General features: G+C 72.5%; 24 protein-coding genes. 16 read left to right on the forward strand and 8 right to left on the reverse strand.

Annotation, left to right across the window (positions count from 1 at the left end):
- Positions 1–80: 80 nt before the first annotated feature.
- Positions 81–878 carry an MIP/aquaporin family protein gene (locus tag LCH29_RS08950; protein ID WP_446461157.1) on the forward strand — a complete coding sequence of 266 codons (798 nt, stop codon included), beginning with the start codon at positions 81–83 and terminating at the stop codon, positions 876–878.
- A gap of 105 nt (positions 879–983) precedes the next feature.
- Here the strand turns inward: LCH29_RS08950 and LCH29_RS08955 are convergent, their stop codons facing one another.
- A complete protein-coding gene (locus LCH29_RS08955; protein ID WP_123105515.1) occupies positions 984–1,343 on the reverse strand; it encodes a DUF1844 domain-containing protein in 360 nt (119 codons plus the stop codon).
- Positions 1,344–1,765: 422 nt separating this feature from the next.
- Between LCH29_RS08955 and infC the strand changes: the two genes are divergently transcribed.
- From infC to LCH29_RS09005, 10 genes are all read left to right on the forward strand, one after another.
- Complete coding sequence (infC, locus tag LCH29_RS08960; protein ID WP_123105519.1) at positions 1,766–2,383, forward strand: translation initiation factor IF-3; 618 nt, start codon at positions 1,766–1,768, stop codon at positions 2,381–2,383.
- Positions 2,384–2,533: 150 nt separating this feature from the next.
- Complete coding sequence (gene rpmI / locus LCH29_RS08965) at positions 2,534–2,728, forward strand: 50S ribosomal protein L35 (protein ID WP_123105517.1); 195 nt, start codon at positions 2,534–2,536, stop codon at positions 2,726–2,728.
- 103 nt (positions 2,729–2,831) lie between these two features.
- Complete coding sequence (gene rplT, locus LCH29_RS08970) at positions 2,832–3,215, forward strand: 50S ribosomal protein L20 (RefSeq protein ID WP_009713826.1); 384 nt, start codon at positions 2,832–2,834, stop codon at positions 3,213–3,215.
- 530 nt (positions 3,216–3,745) lie between these two features.
- Positions 3,746–4,579: a TrmH family RNA methyltransferase gene (locus LCH29_RS08975; protein ID WP_446461158.1), complete on the forward strand. Its 834-nt coding sequence runs from the start codon at positions 3,746–3,748 to the stop codon at positions 4,577–4,579.
- Between the two features lie 41 nt (positions 4,580–4,620).
- A complete protein-coding gene (locus LCH29_RS08980) occupies positions 4,621–5,835 on the forward strand; it encodes an ATP-binding protein (protein WP_446461159.1) in 1,215 nt (404 codons plus the stop codon).
- Between the two features lie 159 nt (positions 5,836–5,994).
- Entirely contained in the window at positions 5,995–7,125 is a 1,131-nt protein-coding gene (pheS, locus tag LCH29_RS08985; RefSeq protein WP_446461160.1) for a phenylalanine--tRNA ligase subunit alpha, read from the forward strand.
- Positions 7,125–9,635, forward strand: coding sequence for a phenylalanine--tRNA ligase subunit beta (gene pheT / locus LCH29_RS08990; RefSeq protein WP_446461161.1), 2,511 nt, complete (start codon positions 7,125–7,127; stop codon positions 9,633–9,635). The genes pheS and pheT overlap by 1 nt, the downstream gene beginning before the upstream one ends.
- Before the next feature lie 221 nt (positions 9,636–9,856).
- Complete coding sequence (locus tag LCH29_RS08995) at positions 9,857–10,852, forward strand: PP2C family protein-serine/threonine phosphatase (protein WP_446461162.1); 996 nt, start codon at positions 9,857–9,859, stop codon at positions 10,850–10,852.
- Between the two features lie 28 nt (positions 10,853–10,880).
- Positions 10,881–12,218, forward strand: a complete 1,338-nt coding sequence (locus tag LCH29_RS09000; RefSeq protein WP_446461163.1) for a transcriptional regulator — start codon at positions 10,881–10,883, stop codon at positions 12,216–12,218.
- Positions 12,219–12,311: 93 nt separating this feature from the next.
- A complete protein-coding gene (locus LCH29_RS09005) occupies positions 12,312–12,842 on the forward strand; it encodes an NUDIX hydrolase (RefSeq protein ID WP_184503541.1) in 531 nt (176 codons plus the stop codon).
- 49 nt (positions 12,843–12,891) lie between these two features.
- Here the strand turns inward: LCH29_RS09005 and LCH29_RS09010 are convergent, their stop codons facing one another.
- Positions 12,892–13,149 carry a hypothetical protein gene (locus tag LCH29_RS09010; RefSeq protein WP_446461164.1) on the reverse strand — a complete coding sequence of 86 codons (258 nt, stop codon included), beginning with the start codon at positions 13,147–13,149 and terminating at the stop codon, positions 12,892–12,894.
- A 255-nt stretch (positions 13,150–13,404) separates the two neighbouring features.
- On the opposite strand from LCH29_RS09010, the gene LCH29_RS09015 reads away from it, so the two are divergent.
- Entirely contained in the window at positions 13,405–14,190 is a 786-nt protein-coding gene (locus LCH29_RS09015) for an MgtC/SapB family protein (RefSeq protein WP_446461165.1), read from the forward strand.
- 1 nt (position 14,191) lies between these two features.
- Here the strand turns inward: LCH29_RS09015 and LCH29_RS09020 are convergent, their stop codons facing one another.
- Positions 14,192–15,052 (reverse strand): 3-hydroxybutyryl-CoA dehydrogenase, encoded by an 861-nt coding sequence (locus LCH29_RS09020; protein WP_446461166.1) that lies wholly within the window; start codon positions 15,050–15,052, stop codon positions 14,192–14,194.
- 142 nt (positions 15,053–15,194) lie between these two features.
- Positions 15,195–17,510, reverse strand: coding sequence for a xyloglucanase (locus tag LCH29_RS09025; RefSeq protein WP_446461167.1), 2,316 nt, complete (start codon positions 17,508–17,510; stop codon positions 15,195–15,197).
- Positions 17,511–17,688: 178 nt separating this feature from the next.
- On the opposite strand from LCH29_RS09025, the gene LCH29_RS09030 reads away from it, so the two are divergent.
- Positions 17,689–18,948: a glycoside hydrolase family 10 protein gene (locus LCH29_RS09030; protein ID WP_446461168.1), complete on the forward strand. Its 1,260-nt coding sequence runs from the start codon at positions 17,689–17,691 to the stop codon at positions 18,946–18,948.
- 21 nt (positions 18,949–18,969) lie between these two features.
- Here the strand turns inward: LCH29_RS09030 and LCH29_RS09035 are convergent, their stop codons facing one another.
- Both LCH29_RS09035 and LCH29_RS09040 read right to left on the reverse strand, forming a co-directional pair.
- A complete protein-coding gene (locus LCH29_RS09035; RefSeq protein ID WP_009713813.1) occupies positions 18,970–19,176 on the reverse strand; it encodes a DUF1918 domain-containing protein in 207 nt (68 codons plus the stop codon).
- 115 nt (positions 19,177–19,291) lie between these two features.
- Entirely contained in the window at positions 19,292–20,287 is a 996-nt protein-coding gene (locus LCH29_RS09040) for a DMT family transporter (RefSeq protein WP_446461169.1), read from the reverse strand.
- Here LCH29_RS09040 and LCH29_RS09045 point away from each other — a divergent pair.
- From LCH29_RS09045 to LCH29_RS09055, 3 genes are all read left to right on the forward strand, one after another.
- On the forward strand, positions 20,286–21,731 hold the full coding sequence (locus tag LCH29_RS09045; protein ID WP_446461170.1) for an aminotransferase-like domain-containing protein: 1,446 nt from the start codon (positions 20,286–20,288) through the stop codon (positions 21,729–21,731). The two genes, LCH29_RS09040 and LCH29_RS09045, sit on opposite strands and share 2 nt — an antisense overlap.
- Positions 21,732–21,791: 60 nt before the next feature.
- On the forward strand, positions 21,792–22,373 hold the full coding sequence (locus tag LCH29_RS09050; protein ID WP_446461171.1) for a histidine phosphatase family protein: 582 nt from the start codon (positions 21,792–21,794) through the stop codon (positions 22,371–22,373).
- 100 nt (positions 22,374–22,473) lie between these two features.
- Positions 22,474–22,998, forward strand: a complete 525-nt coding sequence (locus LCH29_RS09055) for an allene oxide cyclase barrel-like domain-containing protein (protein WP_446461172.1) — start codon at positions 22,474–22,476, stop codon at positions 22,996–22,998.
- A gap of 19 nt (positions 22,999–23,017) precedes the next feature.
- Here LCH29_RS09055 and LCH29_RS09060 read toward each other — a convergent pair whose 3' ends face one another.
- Entirely contained in the window at positions 23,018–23,506 is a 489-nt protein-coding gene (locus LCH29_RS09060; RefSeq protein WP_446461173.1) for a nucleoside deaminase, read from the reverse strand.
- Positions 23,507–23,735: 229 nt separating this feature from the next.
- Positions 23,736–24,581 (reverse strand): prephenate dehydratase, encoded by an 846-nt coding sequence (gene pheA, locus LCH29_RS09065; protein WP_446461174.1) that lies wholly within the window; start codon positions 24,579–24,581, stop codon positions 23,736–23,738.
- Positions 24,582–24,583: the final 2 nt, after the last annotated feature.

A 24,583-nucleotide genomic window follows, 5' to 3' on the forward strand; every position in this document is an offset into this window, starting at 1 on the left:
GTCACCGGCAGGCGAAAACTCCCGATACGCCCCACAATGCATAGGGCAACTGGCGGTCCGAGCGATGCGAGGAGAACGCCATGGAGACGAGAACGGTCGTATCGGAGTTCACCGGAACCGCGCTACTGGTCCTCTTCGGGGTCGGTTCCCTGGTTCTGGCGGGCGACTACATCAACGCCGTCGGCATCTCGCTCGCCTTCGGCTTCATCCTCATCGCGCTCGCCTACGCGTTCGGCCGCATCTCGGGCTGCCACATCAACCCGGCGGTCACCCTGGGGATGCTGCTGGCCGGGCGGATCGACATCCGCAGGGCCGCCGAGTACTGGGTCGCGCAGCTGGTCGGCGGGATCGTCGGCGCCGCCGTGCTGTTCCTGCTCGCCAAGCAGGTGCCGCGGCTGCGTACGGACGACGCGTTCGGCAGCAACGGCTACGGCGGCCGGTCCCCGGTGGGCCTCGGCGCGGGCGGGGCGTTCCTGGCCGAGGTGCTGCTCACGTTCCTGCTGGTCTTCGTCTTCCTCATGGTGACCGAGAGGGTGACGCTGGCCGGGATCGAGCCGGTGCCGGTGGGGCTCGCGCTCGCCGCCGTCAACCTGGTCGGCATCCCGCTGACCTGGACCTCCGTCAACCCGGCGCGCAGCCTCGGCCCGGCGCTGTTCGCGGGCGGCGGGGCGCTGTCGCAGCTGTGGGTGTTCCTGATCGCGCCGCTGGTCGGCGGGGTGCTCGCGGCCGTCGTCCACCGGTTCACGCGTCTGCACCCGGCGGGCCAGGCCGAGGAGGAGCAGGTCACGGAGCCGCGGCCCGGCCCGTGGGGGCGGATGCGCGGCGGGCGCCGCCCCGAGGCGGGCCGTCCTGAGACCAAGGGACCGGAGGCGGCATGAGACCGGGGGCGATCCCGGTGGCCATCCCGGGGGCGTCGCCCGCCCCGGCCCGCCACCGGGCGGGCCGGGCCCGCGCCCCGCCGCGCGCCGGAAGCATCAGAAACGTCAGAAGACCGGGCCGGTGAACTTCTCACCGGGCCCCTGGCCCGGCTCGTCCGGGACGGCCGATGCCTCACGGAAGGCGAGCTGGAGCGACTTGAGGCCGTCCCGCAGCGGGGCCGCGTGGAAGGAGCTGATCTCGGTGGCGCTCGCCGTGATCAGACCCGCGAGCGCGTTGATCAGCTTGCGCGCCTCGTCCAGGTCCTTGTGCTGCGGGCCCTCCTCGGCCAGCCCCAGGTTCACCGCCGCGGCGCTCATCAGGTGCACCGCGACCGTCGTGATCACCTCGACCGCGGGTACGTCCGCGATGTCCCGGGTCATACGGTCGAAGTCGGGGGTCGGCTGCCCGCTGTTGGCGTCGCTCATGGTGGTCGAAGGCTCGCTTCCTGGTGGATGATGGGCTCCACCCTAGGACGCCGCCCGTCGGCCGCTCGTACCGGTCGGGGGAACCCGGGGTGTGACATGGGTGACGGGCTTCGTCGCCGTCCCTCCGGCCGCCCGGTGAGCATTCCGCGCGGGTCCTGGTATCGTAGGTAAACGACCGGCCGGTCACTCGCGTGTCCGGCCCACAAGTGGAGGCTCCGAACTCCCACCTCCCGACCATTTTGGGTCGGCAGGTCAACGGTCAGGCTGCGCCCCGCGGTGACATCGCGGCGGTGCTCCCGGTCAGTGAGGAGCCCCGCCTGTGTACCGTCCGGGGCGTTTTGTGCTTCTCGGCTCGGTGGTCTCTATACAGACGTAACGCGGCAGTCCGCCAGGCGGTCGCGTGGTGCAACCGAGGAGGATCCATCAGCGCCGAGCCCCGCATCAACGACCGGATTCGCGTCCCCGAGGTGCGACTCGTCGGTCCCAGTGGCGAGCAGGTCGGCATCGTGCCGCTTGCCAAGGCCCTGGAGCTTGCGCAGGAGTACGACCTCGACCTCGTCGAGGTGGCGGCGAACGCTCGCCCGCCGGTCTGCAAGCTCATGGACTACGGAAAGTTCAAGTACGAGTCGGCCATGAAGGCCCGTGAGGCGCGCAAGAACCAGGCGCACACGGTCATCAAGGAGATGAAGCTCCGGCCGAAGATCGACCCGCACGACTATGACACCAAGAAGGGTCACGTCGTCCGGTTCCTCAAGCAGGGCGACAAGGTCAAGATCACGATCATGTTCCGTGGCCGTGAGCAGTCCCGGCCCGAGCTCGGCTACCGGCTGTTGCAGCGGCTCGCTGAGGACGTCCAGGAGCTGGGCTTCGTGGAGTCCAACCCCAAGCAGGACGGCCGAAACATGATCATGGTTCTCGGTCCGCACAAGAAGAAGACCGAGGCGATGGCCGAAGCCCGCGAGGCGCAGGCCGCCCGCAAGGCCGAGCGCCAGGGCGCCGGCCACGCGGAGGAGACCGCCGAGGAGCCCGCCGAGGCGTGACCGCGAGGCGCGAGCCTCGACCGCCCAGCCCGCCCGGGGCCCCGGTCCCGGACACCAACCGAAACACATGACGCTTCCGTACGCCGGATCGCGGTACCCGCCGTGCCTCGGCCGCCCGGACAGCGCCCCCGACGAGGAGTGAACGGCGACATGCCGAAGAACAAGACGCACAGCGGTGCCCGCAAGCGATTCAAGGTCACCGGCTCCGGCAAGGTCATGCGCCAGCGCGCCGGTCGCCGCCACCTTCTCGAGCACAAGCCGTCGACGCTGACGCGCCGCCTGGACGGCAAGGTCGAGATGGCCCCGGCCGACGCCAAGAAGATCAAGAAGCTTCTCGGCAAGTGACGCACCCGCCCCGCCGAACGGCGGGGCGTGCGCCAGGCCGATCGCGACCTATTCGTTTCCGGGCCGTGTGAGTCACCCGCGGCCCCGTACAAGGAGTTAACAAGTGGCACGCGTCAAGCGGGCAGTCAACGCCCACAAGAAGCGCCGGGCGATCCTCGAGCAGGCCAGCGGCTACCGGGGCCAGCGCTCCCGCCTGTACCGCAAGGCCAAGGAGCAGGTCACCCACTCCCTGGTCTACAACTACAACGACCGCAAGAAGCGCAAGGGCGACTTCCGGCAGCTGTGGATCCAGCGCATCAACGCCGCTGCCCGCGCCAACGGCATGACGTACAACCGCTTCATCCAGGGTCTGAAGGCCGCCAACATCGAGGTGGACCGCAAGATCCTCGCCGACCTCGCGGTCAACGACGCCAACGCGTTCGCCGCGCTGGTCGAGGCGGCGCAGAAGGCGCTGCCGAGTGACGTCAACGCCCCGAAGGCGGCCTGACCTCACGCCGACGGACCCGCAGGTGCCCCTGGGCACCTGCGGGTCCGCGCGTGTAGGCGCCCCTGCCACCGCCTTGCGGGCGTCATCGCCGGGCGCGGCGCCCGCCGGTGCCCCCTGGGGTTTCGTCGCCGGGCACGCCCCGGCGGCCGGTTACCGGCTTCCGCCGGTGCCCCCTGGGGCGTCGTTTCCGGGTGCGGCCCGGTGGTCGCGTTGTGCCCACCCGTCCCTCCCCCAGCTACCGCTGGGAGGTGCCCCCTCCGCGGGACGATTGCCCACAACAGGGGGCGACCGGCCCGTCCGCGGCGCTTGTGCCTGCCTGGCAACCCGGCGCCAGCGGCGTAGCCGCGACGCGCCTTGCTCAACCGGGGCGGCTGCCCGCGCTGTGGGGCGCCGCAGTCGGCGACGAGCCACCGAGGCGCACCGGTCCCCGGGGGTCCGGGGGCTTGTCCCCGGTTTCGGGGAGGGGCGGGGTGGGGGAAAGCCGGGCCGCACCCAACCACCACACCGCACGACACAGAAGGCGCAACCCCATGGCGACCCCCGAGCTGACGTCCCTGCGATCGCCGCGCGTCACCGCAGCCAGACGGCTCGCCAAGCGCAGCTTCCGCGGCAAGGAGCGCCGGTTCCTCGTGGAGGGCCCGCAGGCCGTCCGCGAGGCGATCGCGCACCTGGTCGAGGTGTACGCGACACCCGAGGCCGCCGCCCGGCACACCGGCATCGTCGAGGCCGCCCGCGCCGCCCGCATCCCGGTCCTCACCGCGTCCGACGACGTGATGGCGGAGATGTCCGACACGGTCACTCCCCAGGGCATCGTGGGCCTGTGCCGCTTCCTGGACTCGCCGTTCGAGGAGATCCTGCGGGCCCGCCCCCGGCTGGTCGCCGTGCTCGCAAACGTCCGCGACCCGGGCAACGCCGGGACCGTGCTGCGGTGCGCGGACGCCGCCGGGGCGGACGCGGTGGTGTTCACGGACGCCTCCGTGGACCCGTACAACCCCAAGGCGGTGCGGGCCTCCGTGGGCTCGCTCTTCCACCTCCCGGTGGCCACCGGCGTACCCGTCGCGGAGGCCGTCGACGGCCTCCGCGAGGCCGGGGCGCGGGTGCTGGCCGCGGACGGGGCGGGGGAGCGCGACCTGGACGCGGAGCTGGACGACGGGGTGCTCGGCGCGCCCACCGCCTGGATCTTCGGCAACGAGGCGTGGGGGCTGCCGGAGGCTACCCGCGCACTCGCGGACGAGGTGGTGCGCGTTCCGATCCACGGCAGAGCCGAGAGCCTCAACCTCGCGACGGCCGCCGCCGTGTGCCTCTACGCCTCCGCTCGTGCGCAGCGCGCTCCCACAGGGTGCCGTTCCGTGACCGGGACCTAGTAGGGTTTGCCCCCACACGAGGCCCAGGAGGGGGTGTGGGGATGGACGTCAGGACCTCCGGCGCCGGGGCGGCTGCGGCCGATGCCCACGCGCCCGGACGTGCGCTGCCCGGCCCCGGCGGACACGACCGCCGGGACCCCGGCGCGGAGCGCGAGCGCGGCGCGCACGACCCGTACGAGGCGCTGGCCGCGCTCGGCCTGCACCCGGACGATCTGCCCGACGGCCTGGTGGTGGCCGACGAGACGGGCCGGGTCACCTGCTTCAACGCGGCGGCGGGCCGCATCACCGCCATCCGCCCCGCGGACGCCATCGGCCAGCGGCTGGAGCGCGCGCTCCCGTTAGAGGACCTGGACGGCCGGCGCTGGTGGGCGCTGACCGATCCGTACGGAGGGCTGGCCACCCGCGTCGGCCAGCCCGAGCGCAATCTGCTGTTGCCCGGCGGCCACGAGGTCCTGGTCTCGGCCCGTTACGTACGCGAGCGGCCGACCGGACCCGTGCGCCGCCTCGTCGTTTCGCTGCGCGGTACCGAGGCCCGGCGGCGCACCGAGCGCAGCCATGCCGAGCTGATCGCGACCGTGGCGCACGAGCTGCGGTCCCCGCTGACCTCCGTGAAAGGTTTCACGGCCACCCTGCTGGCGAAGTGGGAGCGGTTCACCGACGACCAGAAGCGGCTGATGCTGGAGACCGTCGACTCCGACGCCAACCGCGTCACCCGCCTGATCGCCGAGCTGCTGGACATCTCCCGGATCGACTCCGGCCGGCTGGAGGTGCGCCGCCAGCCGGTGGACGTCGCGGCCGCCGTGCGCCGCCATGTGCAGGCGCTCACCTCGGCCGGGCAGACCGCCGAACGGTTCCTGATCAGGGTGCGGGGCCCGCTGCCGGGTCTGTGGGCCGATCCGGACAAGATCGACCAGGTGCTGGGCAACCTGCTGGAAAATGCGGTGCGGCACGGCGAGGGAACCGTCACCATCGAGGTGGCCCCCGCACCGCACCGGCCCGCGGCGGGCGGCCCCGTCGTCGAAAGGACCGCCATCACCGTGAGCGACGAAGGCGCCGGTATCCCGGAGGAGTCGATGAGCCGCGTGTTCACCCGCTTCTGGCGGGGCAGCAAGCGCGGCGGCACCGGCCTCGGGCTCTACATCGTCAAGGGCATCGTCGAGGCGCACGGCGGGACGATCACCGTCGGACGGGCCGCCGGGGGCGGCGCCGAGTTCCGATTTACGCTGCCCGTGGGCACCCCGGCCTATCTGGCCTGAGCGTCCCCACGGGCTTCCCGCGGAACAGCAGACCCCCCGCGCCCCTTAGACTCGGGCTTTGGCACCTTCGGCGTCCCCTTCGTGGTCGCTTCGTGGACGCGAGCGTCGCAGCCATGTCGAGCGGGGTCGCGCAGCCAGCGAACGGAAACACGGGAAGAGATGTCGGCACCCAATAAGTCGTACGACCCTGTCGAGGTCGAGGCACTGAAACCGGAAGAGATCGCCCGGATGCGGGACGAGGCGCTGGACGCCATCGCCGCCGCGGGGGACCTCGAAGCGCTGCGCGAGGTGAAGGTCGCCCACACCGGCGACCGCTCGCCGCTCGCCCTCGCCAACCGCGAGATCGGCGCCCTGCCGCCGCACGCCAAGGCGGACGCGGGCAAGCGCGTCGGCCAGGCCCGCGGCCAGGTCACCCAGGCCCTCAAGGCCCGGCAGGCGGAGCTGGAGGCGGAGCGCGACGCCCGGGTGCTGGTCGAGGAGGCGGTGGACGTCACGCTGCCGTACGACCGCACCCCGGCCGGTGCCCGCCACCCGATCACCACGCTCTCCGAGCGCATCGAGGACGTCTTCGTGGCCATGGGCTACGAGGTGGCCGAGGGCCCGGAGGTCGAGGCCGAGTGGTTCAACTTCGACGCGCTCAACTTTCCGCCGGACCACCCCGCCCGGGAGATGCAGGACACGTTCTTCGTCCAGGGCGCGAAGGGTGGCAAGGAGGCCGAGCCGTCCGGGGTGGTGCTGCGGACCCACACCTCACCGGTGCAGATCCGGTCGATGATCGAGCGGAAGCCGCCGATCTATGTGATCTGCCCGGGCCGCACCTTCCGCACCGACGAGCTGGACGCCACCCACACCCCCGTCTTCAGCCAGGTCGAGCTGCTGGCCATCGACGAGGGCCTGACCATGGCCGACCTCAAGGGCACGCTCGACCACATGGTGCGGGCGCTGTTCGGCGAGGGCATGACCACGCGGCTGCGGCCGAACTTCTTCCCGTTCACCGAGCCGTCCGCCGAGATGGACATGCGGTGCTACGTGTGCCGCGGCGAGTCCGTCGGCAACCCGGACCGCCCGTGCCGCACCTGCTCCAGCGAGGGCTGGATCGAGCTGGGCGGCTGCGGCATGGTCAACCCGCGGGTGCTCATCGCCTGCGGCGTCGACCCGGAGAAGTACAGCGGGTTCGCCTTCGGCTTCGGCATCGAGCGGATGCTGATGTTCCGGCACAACGTGGAAGACATGCGAGACATGGTCGAGGGTGACGTGCGCTTCACCCGGCCCTTCGGGATGGAGATCTGATGCGGGTCCCGCTTTCGTGGCTGCGGGAATACGTCGACCTGCCGGCCGGTGAGACCGGCCGCGACGTCCAGGCCAAACTCGTCGCCGCCGGCCTGGAGGTCGAGACGGTCGAGCAGCTCGGCGCCGGGCTCAAGGGCCCCTTGGTCGTCGGGCAGGTGCTGACCATCGAGGAGCTGGAGGGCTTCAAGAAGCCGATCCGCTTCTGCACGGTGGACGTCGGCCGGGCCAACGACACCGGTGAGCCGCAGGAGATCGTCTGTGGCGCCCGGAACTTCGCGGTCGGCGACAAGGTCGTGGTCGTGCTGCCCGGCGCCGAGCTGCCCGGCGGCTTCGCGATCTCCGCGCGCAAGACCTACGGCAAGGTCTCGCACGGCATGATCTGCTCCGGTGACGAGCTGGGCATGGGCGACGACGGTAGCGGCGGCATCATCGTGCTGCCGCCGGAGTACGAGGTCGGCACCGACGCGATCGAGCTGCTCCAGCTCGTCGACGAGGTCCTCGACATCGCGGTCACCCCCGACCGCAGCTACTGCCTGTCGATGCGCGGCATCGCCCGCGAGGTCGGCACCGCCTACGGGCTGCCGCTGCGCGACCCGGCCCTGCTGGACGTGCCCGCGCCCAACAGCCACGGCTACCCGGTCAAGGTCGCCGACCCGGTCGGCTGCGACCGCTTCACCGCCCGCACGGTCACCGGGCTCGACCCCGAGGCGCGCTCGCCGATCTGGCTCCGGCGGCGGCTCCAGAAGGCGGGCGTGCGGCCCGTCTCGCTGACCGTCGACATCACCAACTACGTGATGCTGGAGATCGGCCAGCCGCTGCACGCCTACGACCGCTCCCGGGTGACCGGCGCGATCGGCGTACGCCGCGCCGAGCCGGGCGAGAAGCTCACCACCCTCGACGGCACCCAGCGCGTCCTGGACGCCGAGGACCTGCTCATCACCGACGACAGCGGGCCGATCGGCCTCGCCGGAGTCATGGGCGGCGCCAGCACCGAGATCGCCGACGTCAACGAGACGGCGGGCACCACCGAGGTCGTCATCGAGGCCGCGCACTTCGCCCCGGTCTCGATCGCCCGCACCGCCCGCCGCCACAAGCTGTCCTCCGAGGCGTCCAAGCGGTTCGAGCGCGGTGTCGACCCGGAGGCCACCTCCGCGGCCGCGCAGCGCACCGTCGACCTGCTGGTGCTGCTCGCGGGCGGCACCGCCGAGGCGGGCGTCACCGAGATCCTCTCGCCCAGTGCCCCGCACACCATCACGCTGCGTGCCGACCACCCCGACAAGGTCGCGGGCGTCGCATACGGCCGCGAGACCGTGGTGCGGCGCCTCCAGCAGATCGGCTGCGACGTCTACGGCGCGGACGACCTCACCGTCACCGTGCCCAGCTGGCGGCCCGACCTGCGCGACCCGAACGACCTCGCCGAGGAGGTCATCCGGCTGGAGGGCTACGAGAACCTGCCCTCCACCCTGCCGCAGCCGCCCTCCGGCCGCGGGCTGACCGAGCGCCAGCGGCTGCACCGCCGGGTCGGCCGGGCGCTGGCCGGGGCCGGTTACGTCGAGGCGCTGAACTACCCGTTCATCGGCGAGGAGGTGCTGAACCAGCTCGGCCTCGCCGCCGACGACCCGCGGCGCGACCTGGTCCGTCTGGTCAACCCGCTCTCCGACGCCGAGCCCGCGCTGCGCACCACCCTGCTGCCCGGGCTGCTCGCCGCGCTGCGGCGCAACGCCGGGCGCGGCGAGCACGACCTCGCGCTCTTCGAAACCGGGCTGGTCTTCCGCGCCACCGGCGACGAGCCCCCGGCCGTCCGCCTCCCCGTCGACCACCGGCCGTCGGACGAGGAGATCGCCCAGCTCGACGCCGCCCTGCCCAGCCAGCCGCGCCGCGCCGCCGCCGTCCTCGCGGGCGACCGGCAGCAGGCCGGATGGTGGGGCAAGGGCACCCCGGTCAGCTGGGCCGACGCCGTCGAGGCGGGCCGTACCGTGGCGCGCGAGGCGGGCGTCGAGCTGATCGTCCGCCAGGACCAGCAGGACCCCTGGCACCCGGGCCGCTGTGCCGCGCTGCTCGCCGTCGTCGACGGCGAGGAGATCCTCGTCGGCAACGCGGGCGAGCTGCACCCGCGCGTCACCAAGGCGCTCGGCCTCCCGGAGCGCACCTGCGCGATGGAGATCGAGCTGGATCGCCTGGAGCAGGCGGGCGGCGGCGCGGTGACGTCCCCGCACGTGTCCACCTTCCCGGTGGCCACGCAGGACGTCGCCCTCGTGGTGGACGACTCCACCGCCGCGGCCGACGTGGAGAAGGCGCTGCGGGAGGGCGCGGGCGAACTGCTCGAATCGCTCCGCCTGTTCGACGTCTTCGCCGGCGAGCAGATCGGCGAGGGCAAGAAGTCCCTGGCGTACGCGCTGCGCTTCCGTGCGCCGGATCGGACGCTGACCGCCGAGGAGGTCGCGGTGGCCCGCGATGCCGCCGTGGCTGTGGCCGCGGAGCGTACGGGCGCGACTCTGCGCGGCGCCTGACGTTGACGTACCCCCAAGGGGCGCATCCTGGATTCCGGGGTGCGCCCCTTGGCGTTTCGTTGCCGGGTGCGGGCCGGTGGGTGGGTTGTGCCCACCCGTTCCGCCCCGCGGAACGATTGCCCACAACTTCACTTGATCGGGTGAGAATCGGAAGGTTCCTTCCCTTTTTGGCAGTCGCTGTCGCGAGAATCGTTGCGGTTGGCTGCGAGTGGGGGCTGCGCATGATCGGGATCAGGGCGGTGTGCGGGCGGAGGCTGGGCCTCGCGCTTTCGGGTCTGTGGCTGCTGTGCGCCGTCGGCTGGCAGCGGTACTGCCCCCACCATCCACTGCTGGTCCCGCTGCTGGCCGCCCCCGTCCCCGTCCTCGCGTACGCGTATCGAGGCCGCCGCTCCCGGCTGGTCCGCGAGCTGGAGCGGGCCCGCGAAGTGGCCGCCGCCGCACAGGAGGTGGTGCTGCGGCCGCTGCCGTCCCGGCTGGACGGGATCGAGATGGCGGGCGGCGCGCTGTCGGCCAGCCACGGCGCCGCGCTCGGCGGCGATCTGTACGAGGTGCTGGCCACCGCGCACGGCGTCCGCGCCGTCATCGGGGACGTACGCGGCCACGGCCTCGCCGCCCTCGGCACCGTCGCCGCCGTGCTCGGCAGCTTCCGCGAGGCGGCGCACGAGGAGGCCGAACTCGCCGGTGTCCTCAGGCGGCTGGACCGCGCGCTGCGGCGCCACCTCGGCGACGACCACGGCGAGGAGTTCGTGACCGTCCTGCTGCTGGAGATCGGCCCCGGCGGCGAGCTGACCGCGCTCAACTGCGGCCATCCCTGGCCGTACCGGCTCCACGAGCAGCCCGTGGGCCCGGCGATGGCCCGGCAGATCGCCCCCGGTGACGTCCTGCCCCCGCTCGGCCTGTTCCCGCTCCCCGCCGAACTGCCCCTGGTGCACTGCACCGCGCTGTGCCCGGGGGACGCGCTCGTCCTGTACACCGACGGCGCCGAGGACGCGCGCGACGCCCACGGCACGTTCTTCCCGCTGCGCCACGCCCTCGGCGAGGCCGCGGGCAGCGGCCCCATCATCCCCGCGGCGGTCGTGGCGGCGGTGCGGGCGGCTCTGCTGCGCCACACCGGCGGACGGCTCGCCGACGACATCGCCCTGGTGGCGCTCCGCAACGACCGCTGTCCGCTGCCCGCGGGCTTCACACCCCGTGTGAAACGGACTTCACTACGCTGATACGCGCAGAGTCCACCGGGAGGGCGACATGGAGCCCAACACACTGCTCGACTCCGTACTCGACGAGGCCGGAGTCTCCCACGCCGGACTGGCCGCGCACATCAACGAGGCGGGCCGGGCCCGGGGCATGAAGCTGCGGTACGAACACACCGCGGTGGCCCGCTGGCTGAAGGGGCAGCGGCCGCGCGGCCAAGTGCCGGACCTCATCTGCGAGGTGCTCGGCGAGCGGCTGCACCGCGCCCTCACCCTCGACGACATCGGCCTCGGCACCCCCGGCACCCCGCGCGCCCCCGCCACCCCGCTCTCCGGTTTCGTCGAGCGCGCCACCGCGCTGTGGCGCTCCGACGAACAGCAGCGCCCGCACGTCATAGGAGCCCCCGCGGTCACCGGCACGCCCGCCGTGATCCCGGTGTGGGAGTGGGAGAACCCGCCCGAGGACTCGGACGTCTCCCGCCACGGCCTCACGCGCGTCTCCATGACCGACCTCGACATGCTGCGCGCCGCCCGCGCCCACTACGAGCAGATGTACCGCAAGGCGGGCGGCATCGCGACCAGAGCCCGGGTCGTCGGCTTCCTCAACTCCGAGACCGCGCCCCTGCTGCGCGGCGCCTACGGCGACGACATGGGCCGCCAGCTGCACCGGGCGACCGGCGGCCTGGTCGCCATCGCCGGGATCTGCGCGTACGACTCCAACGCCCACGGCCTGGCCCAGCGCTACTTCCACCAGGCGCTGCGGCTCGCCAAGGCCAGCGGGGACCGGGGCCTGGGCGCGTATGTGATAGCGCTGCTCGTCACCCAGTCGCTGTTCATGAAGGAGTACCGGCAGGCCGTCGCGTTCGCCGAATCGGCGCTGCGCGCCGCGGGGTCCCAGATCACCCCGGCGCTCGCCGCCGACCTGTACGCGATGCAGGCCAAGTCGTACGCGAAACTCGGCGACGGCCACAGCGCGCTGGCCTGCATCCGGCGTGCCGAGACCGCCGCCGAGCGGATCCGGCCGGGACAGGAGCCCGACGAGACCGGCTATGTGCAGCCGGGCCTGGTCAACATCCAGGTCGCGGAGGCGCTGTTGAGCCTCGGCGACCTCGGCGCCGCCCGGGAGCACGCCACCGCCGCGGTCGGCACGCCCGCCCACGACCGGGGCCGGGTGCACCGGCTCGCCATGCTCACCCACATCGAACTGCGGCAGGGAGACGCGGACCGGGCGGGTGCCACGGCGGTCGAAATGACCGAACGGGCCCGGGGCATGGAATCCCAGCGGTTACGCGACCGCCTCCGCGCGGTACGCGAACACCTGGCCGCCAGCGAGTGCGCGGCGACGTCCGAGGCCGCCGAACTCATCGACGGGGCCCTGCGCGTGCCGCTCTGAGCGTGGCCGCCCGCGCGGTCCCCACCGTGGCCGCGCCCTCGTCAGCGGTTGGCCGCGAGGATTGCCATCTCTCCGACGGAAGGTGGCCGACCAATGCGATGGAAGAATCTCACGGAGCAGACCGTGTACGAGAACCGATGGTTCCGGGTCAACCTCGCTGACGTCAGACTCCCCGACGGCCGTCATCTGGACCACTACCTGATCCGGTTGCGGCCGGTGGCCGTGGCGACGGTCGTGAACGAGGCCAACGAAGTACTGCTGCTGTGGCGGCACCGTTTCATCACCGACAACTGGGGCTGGGAACTGGCCGCGGGTGTCGTCGAGGACGGCGAGGACATCGAGGGTGCGGCGGCGCGCGAGATGGAGGAGGAGACCGGCTGGCGGCCAGGCCCGCTGCGCCATCTGCTCTCCGTGGAGCCGTCCAACGGGCTCACCGACGCCCGGCACCACATCTACTGGGCCGAGGAAGCCGAGTACGTCGGCCCCCCGGAGGACGACTTCGAGTCGGACCGCCGTGAATGGGTTCCACTGAAGCTGGTGCCCGACCTGGTCGCGCGCGGTGAGGTGCCCGCGGCGAACATGGCGGCTGCCCTGCTGTTGCTCCACCACATCCGCCTGGGCTGATCCCCACCGCGCGGGCCGCGGCGGGCGACGGGGCCCCGGCCGGGAACGGCTAGTGTCCCGCCGCCTGCCACACCGCCAGCGCCAGCGCGGATACCCCCGTCAGCGCGGCGATGGAGGGCAGCGGCCAGCGCCCGTGCTCCAGGACGCGGACGCGCCCGGCGAGTTGGCTCAGCTCTTCCTCCGTCTGCTCTCCACGGTGGTCGTGCAGGATGAGCCGGCCGTCGACGCGGGCGAAGCCCACTTCGACGGTCCGGCGGAGTTCCGCGAGCTCCACGGCTAACGCGGTCTGCTCGGGCTCGGTGGTCACGGGTTTGCTCCCCTTCCGGATGTACGTCCGTACTGCACTGTTCACGCTCCGAGTCAACCGCATCACCAAGGGGTGCGGGAGCGTGTGTGGGGATGGTGTGTGAGTCACCGGCGCACACCCCGTGCGAACAGCGCCGTGCAGCGCCGTGCACCGGAAGGCGAGAGCTTCGTGTGCCGTGCGGCCACCGGAGTGGCGCAACGGCCCGCGGGTAGCGATGGGAGCGAGGAGGACCGGGTAACCGAAGGAAGTGGACGCATGATCGCCGCTCCGATGTGGGACTTCGGTGCTGACCAGGGAGCCCGGCAGTTCGCCGCGCTCGGTATCGCACTGCTGCTGTCCACCCTGATCGGGCTCGAACGGGCCGTGCTCCAGAAGAGCGCCGGACTGCGCACCCACACCCTGGTGGGCGTGGGCAGCGCGCTCTTCATGCAGGTGTCCCAGTACGGTTTCGCCGATGTGCTGAGCCGTGAACACGTCGACCTGGACCCCTCGCGGGTGGCCGCGCAGATGGTCTCGGGCATCGGCTTCATCGGCGGCGGCCTGATCTTCGTACGGCGGGATGCCGTGCGCGGTCTGACCACCGCCGCGACCATCTGGCTGACCTGCGCGGTCGGCATGGCCTGCGGCGGTGGCCTGCCGCTGCTGGCCACCGCCGCCACCGCTGTCCACTTCCTGGTGGCGCGCGGCTATCCGCTGATCACCCGCCATATGCCGGCGATCCTGTCGGCCGAGCAGCGGGAGTTGCAGCTGTCCTACCGGGTGGGCGGCGGACTGCTGCCCCGCGTTCTGGAGTTGTGCACGGCCGCCGGTTTCCGGGTGCTGCGGGTGCGGGTGAACCGGGCCCCGTGGAAGGGCCGGGACCGGCTGACCCGGAGCGTCCGTGCCGAAGGCGAGGAGACCGGGTCCGGCGCGACGGATGTCGTCGAGGTGCTGATCACGCTCGAAGGCCGGGGCGACGTCCTGCGACTGGTCGGCCAGATCACCGAACTACGGGGCGTGCTCACCGCCGACGCGGGCGCGGAGCTGGACACCGCGGAGTGAGTCAGGCGTACTCGTAGAAGCCCGAGCCCGTCTTGCGGCCCAGCCGACCCGCGTCGACCATGCGCAGCAGCAGCGGGGGAGCGGCGTACAGCGGCTCCTTGTACTCGGAGTACATCGAGTCGGCGATCGCCGCGATGGTGTCCAGGCCGATCAGGTCGGACAGCTTGAGCGGGCCCATGGGGTGGGCGCAGCCCATCTCCATGCCGTTGTCGATGTCCTCGCGGTTCGCGACCCCGGAGGCGAACATCCGGATGGCGGACAGCAGGTACGGGATCAGCAGCGCGTTGACGACGAACCCGGCCCGGTCCAGGGCGTGGATCGCGTGCTTGCCGAGCACGCCCTCGACCAGCGCCTCGGCGCGCTTGATGGTCTCCTCGCCGGTGGTCAGCGCCGGGATCAGCTCGACCAGCGACTGCACCGGGGCCGGGTTGAAGAAGTGGATGCCGATGACCTGGTCCGGGCGGGAGGTCGCGACGGCCAGCTTGACCAGCGGGATGGACGAGGTGTTCGAGGCGAGGATCGCGTCCGGGCGGGTCACCACCTGGTCCAGGACCTGGAAGATCTCCGTCTTGATCTGCTCGCTCTCCACGACGGCCTCGATGACCAGGTCGCGGTCGGCGAACTCCCCGAGGTCGGTGGTGAAGCTCAGCCGCTCCAGCGTCGCGTCCCGCTCCTCCTCGGTGATCTTGCCGCGGGCGGCGGCCTTGTCGAGCGAGGTGGTCAGGCGGGTACGGCCGATCTCCAGGGCCTCGCCGGTGGTCTCGGCGACCATGACCTCCAGGCCGGACCGCGCACACACCTCCGCGATGCCCGCTCCCATCTGGCCGCAGCCCACTACTCCGACGCGTTCGATGTCGGTCACATCGTGCCTTTCGCTGAGCTAGCTGTCTGTGTCGATCCCCCTGTCGACCCAGACGTTACCCCCCGGTTAGGCGCGGCGGACGGGCCGGGGCGGCATTGGCACGCCCCGGCCCGACCGTCCTCACGGTGTGCTGATGGGCCCGTTACGACACGTCCCCGCGCAGGATCCCGCGGCCGTTCGTGCCGACGTAGACCCGGCCGTAGACCCGGGGGTCGCCGGTGATGGTGGCGCCGGTCCAGCCCCACTGGTGGGCGTCGTCGTTGATCCGGGTCCAGCTCTTCCCGGCGTCGGTGGAGCGGAAGATGCCGCGCACCCCGCCGATCTTGGCGCTGGTGTAGAGCGTCTGGTACGAGGCGCCCTTGGCGGCCTTGCCGAAGCCGATGGTGTCGGCCTGCTGGACGCCCGGCAGCTTGGTGAAGGTCGCGCCGGAGTCCGTGGAGTGCCACAGCCCGTACGCGCCGGTCGCGGTGCCGCCCGCGAGCCAGATGTCGCCCTCCGCGCCGGGGACGGCCTTGAAGCGCACGCTCTCGGCGGGCAGCCCGGAGGACGCCCTGGCGGTGAAGGTCGCGCCGCCGTCGCTGCTCACGTAGAACGTGCCGGACTTGTAGCCGTAGAACTTCTTCGGGTTCTTGCGGTCGGACTCGACGGTCGCCCCGGCCGGGATGCCGCTCGACGCCGTCCAGGAATTGCCGAAGCCGGTGGTGCGGTAGACGGACGACGCGCCGTCGGGGCTCCAGACGAAGCCGCTGCCGTCCGCCGCCGCGGCCACCGTGCCGCCGCCGGTGACGCCGGGTGGTTCGGTGCCCTGGAACCAGTTGGCGCCGTTGTCGGTCGAGAAGGCGATGCGCGGGGCGGAGTCGTTGTTGCCGACCCGCACCACGGTGTTCGGGCCGGTCTCGGCGTAGTCCAGGCTGGTGCTCGTGGTGAACGACGGCGAGGCGTACATCTTCGCGGGCACCGCGTCGAGGTCGGTGTGGCGGAAGCCGCCGAGGTCGCCGAGTGCGCTCAGCAGCGGGGCGCCGGACGGCGGGCTGGCCAGGTCGTTGACCGCGGTCTCCTCCAGGCCCTTCACCATCGGCGTGATCTTCGCCTGGCCGCCGGAGTCCCACGCGGTCAGGTTCTCGGTGCCGAAGATCGTCGCGCCGGTGCCGTACATCATCCGGTTGGAGTCGAACGGGTCGATCTCCAGCGCCTCCGTCATCCAGCCCAGCTTCGGGGTGACCTCGGGCGGTGTCGGGTTGGTGCCGAAGGACAGCCAGGGGACGGAGGAGATGTCCTGGGTGTAGCGGAAGGAGCGGTTCGGGTAGCTGGTGTAGTCCCAGGCCCGGGTCCAGGTGGCGCCGGAGTCGGTGGAGCGGAAGATCTGGGTGTCCGGCCACCAGGAGCTGTAGCCGGTCACCATGAGGGTGCCGGGCTTCTGGCGGTCGACGGTGAGCCCGCTGTAGCCGAAGGAGGTGTCGGCGTCCGCCAGGGGGCTGATGTTCTTCCACTCGCCGGTCGCCGTGGCGTACCGCCACACCTGGCCCTTGTCGCCGTCGTACGGGCCGCCCTTGTCGCTCGTGGTGAGGTAGAGGTAGCCGTTCTTGGTGTCGAGCACGCCCTTGTGGGAGAGGTAGCCGGTGGGCTGCCCGGGCACCCGCGACCAGGTGGCGCCCGCGTCGGTCGAGCGGTAGACCGTGTTGTCCTTGTCGGCCACGCCCACGTAGACGGTCTTGGTGGCGCTGCCGGACGAGCCGGTGCGCTCGTCGAACGTCACCCACACCACGCCCTGGTTGTCGCTCGCGTAGCCGCTGCTGTCGTTCGGGTCCTGGACGTAGTTTCCGGGGTTCGGGAAGGCGGTCACCTTCGACCAGGTGACGCCGGAGTCGGTGGAGCGCCACAGGCCGTTGCCGCTGGGCGCGCCGAGGTACAGCACGCTGTTCTTGTTCGGGTCGACCGCCAGCCGCTCGCCCATGCCGCGGCCCGGCATGTTGCCGCCGAGCTTGAAGGGGAGCGCCGTCGACTGCCAGGTGGCGCCCCGGTCGGAGGAGCGCAGGATCGCGCCGTTGCCCGGGTCCCAGCTGTTGGTGTACGTACCGGCCGCCACGTACACCTTGTCCGGCGCGACCGGATCGCTGGCCAGGCTGACCACGCCGGTCCAGCCCCAGCGGTCCCAGCCCACCGAGTCCAGCAGCGGCACCCACCGCTTGCCTGACTGGTCCCAGCGGTACGCGCCGCCGATGTCGGTGCGGGCGTAGGCGAGGTTCTTCTCCTTGCGGTTGAAGACGATGCCGGGGACGAAACCGCCGCCGTCGATGCGGACGTTCTTCCAGCCGTAGTTTTCCGCCTTGTGCTGTCGGGTGGGGGAGTCGTCGGGGCGGGCCGCGGCGGGGGCGGCGGCCGCGGTCAATAATCCGCCGACGAGTGCCAGCGCGGCCATGAGCGCGCCGAACGGTGTTCTCCTGCCTCTGCTGCGCACGGGAACTTCCTCTCCGGGCGTGGGGGTCTGGTGTTTTGGGAGCGCTCCCATGCGTGCGTGCTTTCGATGCTAACGGCCGGATGGCCCCGCGAGAAGGGTGAAGTCGAGGGGGACCCATTGCCGCCCGCCCCCAAGGCGCCCATCATCGGCGGGAGTTGCGCCTGAGTGAGGAGTGAGCATGGGTCGGATCACGGGTATCACACGGCGAAGCCTGACGGCCGCGGCCGCCGGGGGGCTGGCCGCGGCCGCCTGGCCGGGCGAGGCGGCGGCGGACCAGGCGGAGGAAGGGGCCGGGGACGGGCGGGGGAGCCGCAGACAGTTCCGCGGGATGTGGCTGGCCACGGTCGCGAACCGCGACTGGCCCGCGCGCCCCGGACTCCCCGCCGCCGAACAGCGGGCCTCGCTGCTCGCCTTCCTCGACACCGCCGTCGAGCGGAGGCTCAACGCGGTCGTCTTCCAGGTCCGCCCCACCGCCGACGCGCTGTGGCCGTCCCCGTACGAGCCCTGGTCGGAGTGGCTGACCGGGGTGCAGGGCCAGGACCCGGGCTGGGATCCGCTGGGCACCGCCGTGCGCGAGGCGCACCGGCGCGGTCTGGAGCTGCACGCCTGGTTCAATCCGTACCGCATCGCGAACCACGCCGACCCCACCAGGCTGCTCCCCACCCACCCCGCCCGGCGGCACCCCGAGTGGGTCGTGCCCTACGGCGGCAAGCTCTACTACAACCCCGGGCTGCCCGAGGTCCGCCGCTTCGTCCAGGACGCGATGCTGCACGCCGTCGCCCGCTACGACATCGACGCCGTCCACTGGGACGACTACTTCTACCCGTATCCGGTGGCGGGCCAGGTCTTCGACGACGACGCGGCGTACGCGCGCCACGGCGCGGGCTTCCCCGACCGGGCCGCGTGGCGGCGGAACAACATCGACCTGCTGGTGCGGGAGACCGGCCTACGCATCAAGCGGCTGAAGCGGAGCGTGCGGTTCGGCATCAGCCCGTTCGCGGTGTGGCGCAACCGCGCCACCGACCCGGTCGGCTCCGACACCCGGGCCGGGGTGCAGACGTACGACGACCTGTACGCGGACACCCGGCGCTGGGTGCGGGAGGGCTGGATCGACTACATCGTCCCGCAGGTGTACTGGAACATCGGCTTCGCGGCCGCCGACTACGCCAAGCTCGTGCCCTGGTGGGCGGAGCTGGTGCGGGGCACCGGGGTCGACCTCTTCATCGGCGAGGCGCTGTACAAGGCGGGCGATCCGGCGCAGCCCGCGCCCTGGCAGGACCCGGCGGAGCTGTCCCGGCACCTCACCCTGTGCGCGGACCACCCGCAGGTGCGGGGGAACGTGTACTTCTCGGCGAAGGAAGTGGCCGCCGACCGCAACGGCGCGATGGCGCGCGTGGTCGCCGACCACTATCCGTGCCGGGTACGTCCGCCCCGCTGAGCCCGGGCAGCGGCCGCGCCGCTACCGCGGCCGCTGTCCGGCGGGCAGGTGACGTACGACGGAGTCGGGTCCCGGGGAGAACAGGCATTCATGACCGTCGTCCTCGTAACGGACGCGGTACGGCGGTTCACCGTGGTCCCCGAGCACTTCGATGATTTCTGCGGTCCGGTCGTGAACTCCGACAACCCTGCCGTGCACCAGCAGCTTGTCGCCTACGGTCGCCTCCATCTGCGTGACCTCCTGTAGTGCGGCTACCCGGAGGGCAATGCGATCCCTGTGGCCAGTCTATGGCCGGTGCACCCGGATCGCGCCCGCCGGGCTCACCCCGGTTCGCGTCTGTTGTTCACCCCCGCTGCGTCACCCCGATGCACACCAGCACGGCGACGGCGGCGATCGGCGCGGCGGGGCCGATGTGTTCGCCGAGCAGCAGCACCGACCACACCAGGGTCAGCAGCGGCTGGGCCAGCTGGAGCTGGCTGGCCCGGGCCACGCCGATGGCGGCCATGCCGCGGTACCAGACCACCAGGCCCACGAACTGCGAGCCCACCGCCAGCCACAGCAGACCGGTCACGGCGTGGCCGCCGAGCTGCACGGGCTCGGCGGACAGCGCGATCGCCGCGCCCGGAACGGCCACCGGGACACACGCCACCAGCGCCCAGCCGATCACCTGCCAGCCCGGCATGGTGCGGGCCAGCCGCCCGCCCTCGGCGTAGCCCGCCGCGCACACCAGCAGCGCGCCGAACAGATACAGATCGCCGCTGGTCAGGGCGCCACCGCTCTGCTGCACCGCGAAGCCGATCACCACCGCGGCCCCGGTGAGCGCCGCCGCCCAGAACCGGCGCGAGGGCCGTGCGCCGGTGCGTACGGCGGAGAACACGGCCGTCGTGAGCGGCAGCAGCCCGACGACCACGGCGGCGTGCGAGGTGGTGGAGGTCTGGAGCGCGAGCGTGGTCAGCAGCGGAAACCCGATCACCACCCCGGCCGCGACCACCAGCAGCCCGGGCCAGTGGCGCCGCTGCGGCGGCGCCACGCGCCGCGCCGCCAGCACGCCCCCGGCCACCAGCGCCGCGAGCACCACCCGGCAGGTGGTCACCGACCAGGGGCCCAGCCCCTCCAGGGCCCAGGCGGTGCCGGGGAAGGTGAGGGAGAAGGCGACCACCCCGAGGGCGGCCAGCAGCGTCCCGCTGCGGGCGGTGCCGTGGGAATCGGCCGCGATGGTGGCGGTGGCGGCAGTGGGCTTGGTGGCGGCGGTGGCTGCGGTGGCGGCGTCCGGCCCGGGGCCGGTGGGACCGCTCACCGCTATCGTGTCGTCGGCAGTAGCGCTATCCTGTGCTCTCATGCAAGAGCGTAGCAGCGTCGCCGAACTGGTCGAATCCCTCCGCCGGGATCTGAACCGCTACTCTCCCGGTGAGAAGCTGCCGTCCAGTCGCGCCCTGGTCGAACGCCACCGGGTGAGTCCGGTCACCGTCTCCCGCGCCCTCGCCGCGCTCGCCGCCGAGGGGCTCGTCGTCACCCGGCCCGGCGCCGGTGCCTTCCGGGCCGCGCCGCGGGTCGAGGCACCACGGGCCGGGGACACCTCCTGGCAGGAGGTCGCGCTGAGCGTCGAGACGCCCGGTGAATCGGTCCCGCGCTCGGTCGACGCCTCGGGCGTCCTGGCCACCCTCGCCGTCCCGCCGCCGGGAATCCTGGAGCTGAACGCCGGCTATCTGCACCCCTCGCTCCAGCCCGAGCGCGCCATGGCCGCCGCCCTGGCCCGGGCCGGTCGGCGGCCCGGCGCCTGGGGCCGCCCGCCGATGGAGGGCCTGCCCGAGCTGCGCGCCTGGTTCGCCCGCGAGATCGGCGGCCGCGGCGGTGCCGTCGCCGCCGCCGACGTCCTGGTCACCGCGGGCGGCCAGTCCGCGCTGACCTGCGCGCTGCGCGCCCTCGCCCCGCCCGGCGCGCCCGTCCTGGTCGAATCGCCCACCTACCCCGGCATGCTCGCCGCCGCCCGCGCCTCCGGGCTGCGCCCGGTCCCCGTCCCGGCCGACGCCGACGGCATCCGCACCGATCTGCTCGCCGAGGCGCTGCGGGCGGGCGGCGCCCGCGTCGTCGTCTGCCAGCCGCTGTTCCAGAACCCGACCGGCGCGGTGCTCTCCGCCGAACGGCGCCGTGAGGTGATCCGGATCGCGCGCGAGGCGGGCGCGTTCGTGGTCGAGGACGACTTCGCGCGCCACCTCGTCCACGAGGACGCGCCCCCGCTGCCCGCGGCCCTCGCCGCGGACGACCCCGACGGGGTGGTGGTCCACGTCCGCTCCCTCACCAAGGTCACCTCGCCCAGCCTCCGGGTGGGCGCGCTCGCCGCCCGCGGCCCGGCGCTGGAGCGGCTGCGCGCGATCCAGGTCGTGGACAGCTTCTTCGTCCCGCGCCCGCTCCAGGAAACCGCGCTGGAACTGGTCGGCGCGCCCTCCTGGCCGCGCCATCTGCGGACCGTCGCCGCCGAGCTGCGCACCCGCCGCGAGGCGCTGGTCACGGCGGTGCGGCGGGAGCTTCCCGAGCTGCCCCCGCCCCATGTGCCACCCGGCGGCTACCACCTGTGGCTGCGCCTGCCGCACGGCACCGACGAGGCCGCCCTCGCGTCCGCCGCGCTGCGCGCCGGGGTCGCCGTGGCCCCCGGCCGCCCGTACTTCAGCGCGGAGCCGCCCGCACCACATGTCCGGCTGAGTTTCGCCTCCGTCGCGGGCACCGGCGAACTCGCCGAGGGTGCCCGGCGGTTGCGTACCGCATGCGACGAGGTGCTCGGATAACGGACACCCTTCTCATACAGGAGCCCACCCCGGGAGCCCGGCAAACCGTACGATGCGCCAATGACGTTTCGGCTGACGCTGGTCGCCGCCGCCGCGACCTCCGGGCGGCTCGGGGAACGCTTCGGCGACGACCGGCCGCTGGACCCGTCGGGCCGCCGCGCCGCCGAGCGCGCCGCGCCCGGCCTGCTGCCGCTGGCCGCGGCCGAGCTGCGCTACTGCTCGCCGTCGCCGCGCAGCCGGGAGACCGGCCTCGCGCTCGGCTTCACGCCGCTCGCCCAGCTCGCCCTGCGCGACTGGGACATGGGCCGCTGGAGCGGCCGTACCCTCGCCGATGTGATGGCGCGCGAGCCGCGCCAGGTCGACGCGTGGCTCGCCGACCCCCGCTCGGCGCCGCACGGCGGCGAACCGCTGGTGGCGTTCATCACCCGGGTCGGCCGCTGGCTGGACACCCGGCCGGCCGAGGAGCACGCCAAGGTGCTCGCGGTGGCGGACCCCTGGGTGGTGCGCGCCGCCCTGACGTACGCCATCAAGGCGCCGCCGCACTGCTACTGGAACGTCGACGTGGCCCCGCTGTCCACCGTCGCCCTCACCGGCCGCGCCGGGCAGTGGCGGTTGCGGGTGGAGGGGGACACGTCGGGCTGACGGCCTCGCGATCACCCAAATGATCTTGTCGAGTCGCCGTTTCCGGTGCGTGCCGCAACGCTGATGCCGAAGCCCCTACGACTTGATGGGAATTGTCATCATGCGTCTTCTCCGGTACCTCGGCCTGAGCGCCGCCACCGCCGTGACCGCTGCCCTCCTGTGCGCCGCTCCCGCCGTGGCCGCCGTCCCGGTGCCCTTCTGGGGCAACGGCCATCCGCCGTACCCCATCGGGCGCGAGCAGGTCTTCAGCCTGGTCGCGCACCAGACGCAGTTCAGCTTCGTCGACGTGGGCACGTCCGGGCCCAGCCAGGGGGACGAGTTCGTCATCAGCGGGGACCTCCTCCAGGGCAGCGCCGTGGTGGGCCACTACGGCGAGGTCTGTACGCTCACCCGGGTCGGCCCCGTCGTCGACTCCTTCGACCAGCAGTGCGTGGGCACGCTCACCCTTCCCGACGGGGACCTCACCATTCAGGGGCTGATCTCCGTCACCGCGGCCGGACCCGAGGCCGACATCAACCTCGCGATCACCGGCGGTACCGGGCGCTACCGGACGGCGCACGGATTCATCCACGCCGTTCCCGTCAACGCGACGGACACCGGCTTCACCGTGCACCTCATCCGCTGACCGCGGCTCCCGACCAGGGTCAGCCCGCGCCGTGGAAGCGGCGGTGCAGCGTACGGACCTCCTCGGCGAGCTCGGCGTACGGCCCCTGCACCACCGCGCCGGGCACGACCTCCCGGATCGGCAGGGTCCGCACCGGCGGCGCGGCCACGCCGAGTTCGGCGAGCCAGCCCGACAGCTGCTCCGACGAGCTGGCGTACACGATGCGGCCGAGCCCGACCCAGCCGTGCGCGGCCGCGCACATCGGGCAGTGCTCGCCCGAGGTGTAGACGGTCGCCGCGGCCCGCTCCGCGGGCGTCAGCCGCGCCGCCGCCCAGCGGGCCAGCGCCAACTCCGGATGACGGGTGTGGTCGCCGCCCGCCACCCGGTTGTGGTCCTCGGCGAGGACGGTCCCGTCCGCGGCGACGAGCACCGAGCCGAAGGGCTCGTCACCCGCCTCCAGCGCCTCGGCCGCCAGCTCCACACAGCGGCGCAGGTGCGGCAGATCGTCCTCGGTCGCGTTGTCGGCCACGATGCCTCCCCGGTGGTGATCAGGCCCGCATCTTAAATCGGTTCCAGTCCGTAGGCCCGGACGGATTTCTCAGAGGGGAGGGAGGCGTTGACCACGGCGGTGCCGTGCCGCATGGTCTCGTCGGCGAAGAGGTCGCGGGCGTTCGGTACGTGTGGTGCGACCCCGGAGAGAGAAGGTCCTGCGCGTCAGGGGGCGAGCAGTGAAGTCACGGAAGTCAAAGCGTTTTACCTCATGCAGGAGAATTAGCGGATTCAGCACGCGGGTAGCTGCCGAGAAAAACGATCCGGCTGTTGCGGCGGCGCAAGGCCGCGACGACCGATCCGACGGGGGGCTCGTCTATATGGCCCTCGCATTCGAGGAGGAAGGAATAGCCGCCGAAGCCGGCACCGCTGGGTCTGGACAGCACCGATGTCAGAGGCACGGAGGTGCGGACGAACTCATGCAGTACGTCGTGGAGGTCGCTCACCTTGCCCGCCAATGGCACGACGAGGGTGCTGCGGTCCGACCCCGTCGGCAAGGACGGTCTTTTGCGTCGGGCGACCTTCACGAATCGGGTCACCGCGTCCGGCCGGGCTCCTATGCTCTGGGCGACGACATCAAGTCCGTACCTCGCGAGCGTCTTTGGCGAGGCGATGGCGGCACTACTCGGAGCACGTGACGTTCCCACCTCGCGGGCGGCCTGCGCGGTCGAGGAGGACGCGACGAAATCAGCGTGCGGGAGGTGGATGTCGGTCCAGGTGCGGCATTGTGCGTGGGCGTGCGGATGCGTCAGCACCCGGCGCACCGAGGAGAGTGAGCCGCCCGGCGGTACGGCGAGTGCGAATTGGACGGGAAGCAGCGTTTCGCCGGTGATACACAGGTTCTCGCTGTGGGCGAGGGCGTCGACGGAGGCGTTTACGGCCCCCTCGACGGAGTTCTCCCAGGGCACTACCGCGGCCTCCGCCGTCCCGCTGCGAACGGCGTCGAGCGCCTGGCGGACGCTCGGGTACGGTGCGGCCGCGCCAGACCGTACCCCCAGGCCGACGAGCGCGGCTTCGGTGAACGAACCGGACGGGCCCAGATAGGCGGTGGTCATCG

The sequence above is a fragment of the Streptomyces sp. BRA346 genome (assembly GCF_052851135.1).

What these genes read in the sequence shown, in the direction of transcription:
- LCH29_RS08950 (WP_446461157.1), top strand. Translation starts at nt 81, where the DNA reads ATGGAGACGAGAACGGTCGTATCGGAGTTCACCGGAACCGCGCTACTG.
- LCH29_RS08955 (WP_123105515.1), bottom strand. Translation starts at nt 1,343, where the DNA reads ATGAGCGACGCCAACAGCGGGCAGCCGACCCCCGACTTCGACCGTATG.
- rpmI (WP_123105517.1), top strand. Translation starts at nt 2,534, where the DNA reads ATGCCGAAGAACAAGACGCACAGCGGTGCCCGCAAGCGATTCAAGGTC.
- LCH29_RS08975 (WP_446461158.1), top strand. Translation starts at nt 3,746, where the DNA reads ATGGCGACCCCCGAGCTGACGTCCCTGCGATCGCCGCGCGTCACCGCA.
- LCH29_RS08980 (WP_446461159.1), top strand. Translation starts at nt 4,621, where the DNA reads ATGGACGTCAGGACCTCCGGCGCCGGGGCGGCTGCGGCCGATGCCCAC.
- pheS (WP_446461160.1), top strand. Translation starts at nt 5,995, where the DNA reads ATGTCGGCACCCAATAAGTCGTACGACCCTGTCGAGGTCGAGGCACTG.
- pheT (WP_446461161.1), top strand. Translation starts at nt 7,125, where the DNA reads ATGCGGGTCCCGCTTTCGTGGCTGCGGGAATACGTCGACCTGCCGGCC.
- LCH29_RS08995 (WP_446461162.1), top strand. Translation starts at nt 9,857, where the DNA reads ATGATCGGGATCAGGGCGGTGTGCGGGCGGAGGCTGGGCCTCGCGCTT.
- LCH29_RS09000 (WP_446461163.1), top strand. Translation starts at nt 10,881, where the DNA reads ATGGAGCCCAACACACTGCTCGACTCCGTACTCGACGAGGCCGGAGTC.
- LCH29_RS09005 (WP_184503541.1), top strand. Translation starts at nt 12,312, where the DNA reads ATGCGATGGAAGAATCTCACGGAGCAGACCGTGTACGAGAACCGATGG.
- LCH29_RS09015 (WP_446461165.1), top strand. Translation starts at nt 13,405, where the DNA reads ATGATCGCCGCTCCGATGTGGGACTTCGGTGCTGACCAGGGAGCCCGG.
- LCH29_RS09030 (WP_446461168.1), top strand. Translation starts at nt 17,689, where the DNA reads ATGGGTCGGATCACGGGTATCACACGGCGAAGCCTGACGGCCGCGGCC.
- LCH29_RS09035 (WP_009713813.1), bottom strand. Translation starts at nt 19,176, where the DNA reads ATGGAGGCGACCGTAGGCGACAAGCTGCTGGTGCACGGCAGGGTTGTC.
- LCH29_RS09045 (WP_446461170.1), top strand. Translation starts at nt 20,286, where the DNA reads ATGCAAGAGCGTAGCAGCGTCGCCGAACTGGTCGAATCCCTCCGCCGG.
- LCH29_RS09040 (WP_446461169.1), bottom strand. Translation starts at nt 20,287, where the DNA reads ATGAGAGCACAGGATAGCGCTACTGCCGACGACACGATAGCGGTGAGC.
- LCH29_RS09050 (WP_446461171.1), top strand. Translation starts at nt 21,792, where the DNA reads ATGACGTTTCGGCTGACGCTGGTCGCCGCCGCCGCGACCTCCGGGCGG.
- LCH29_RS09055 (WP_446461172.1), top strand. Translation starts at nt 22,474, where the DNA reads ATGCGTCTTCTCCGGTACCTCGGCCTGAGCGCCGCCACCGCCGTGACC.
- pheA (WP_446461174.1), bottom strand. Translation starts at nt 24,581, where the DNA reads ATGACCACCGCCTATCTGGGCCCGTCCGGTTCGTTCACCGAAGCCGCG.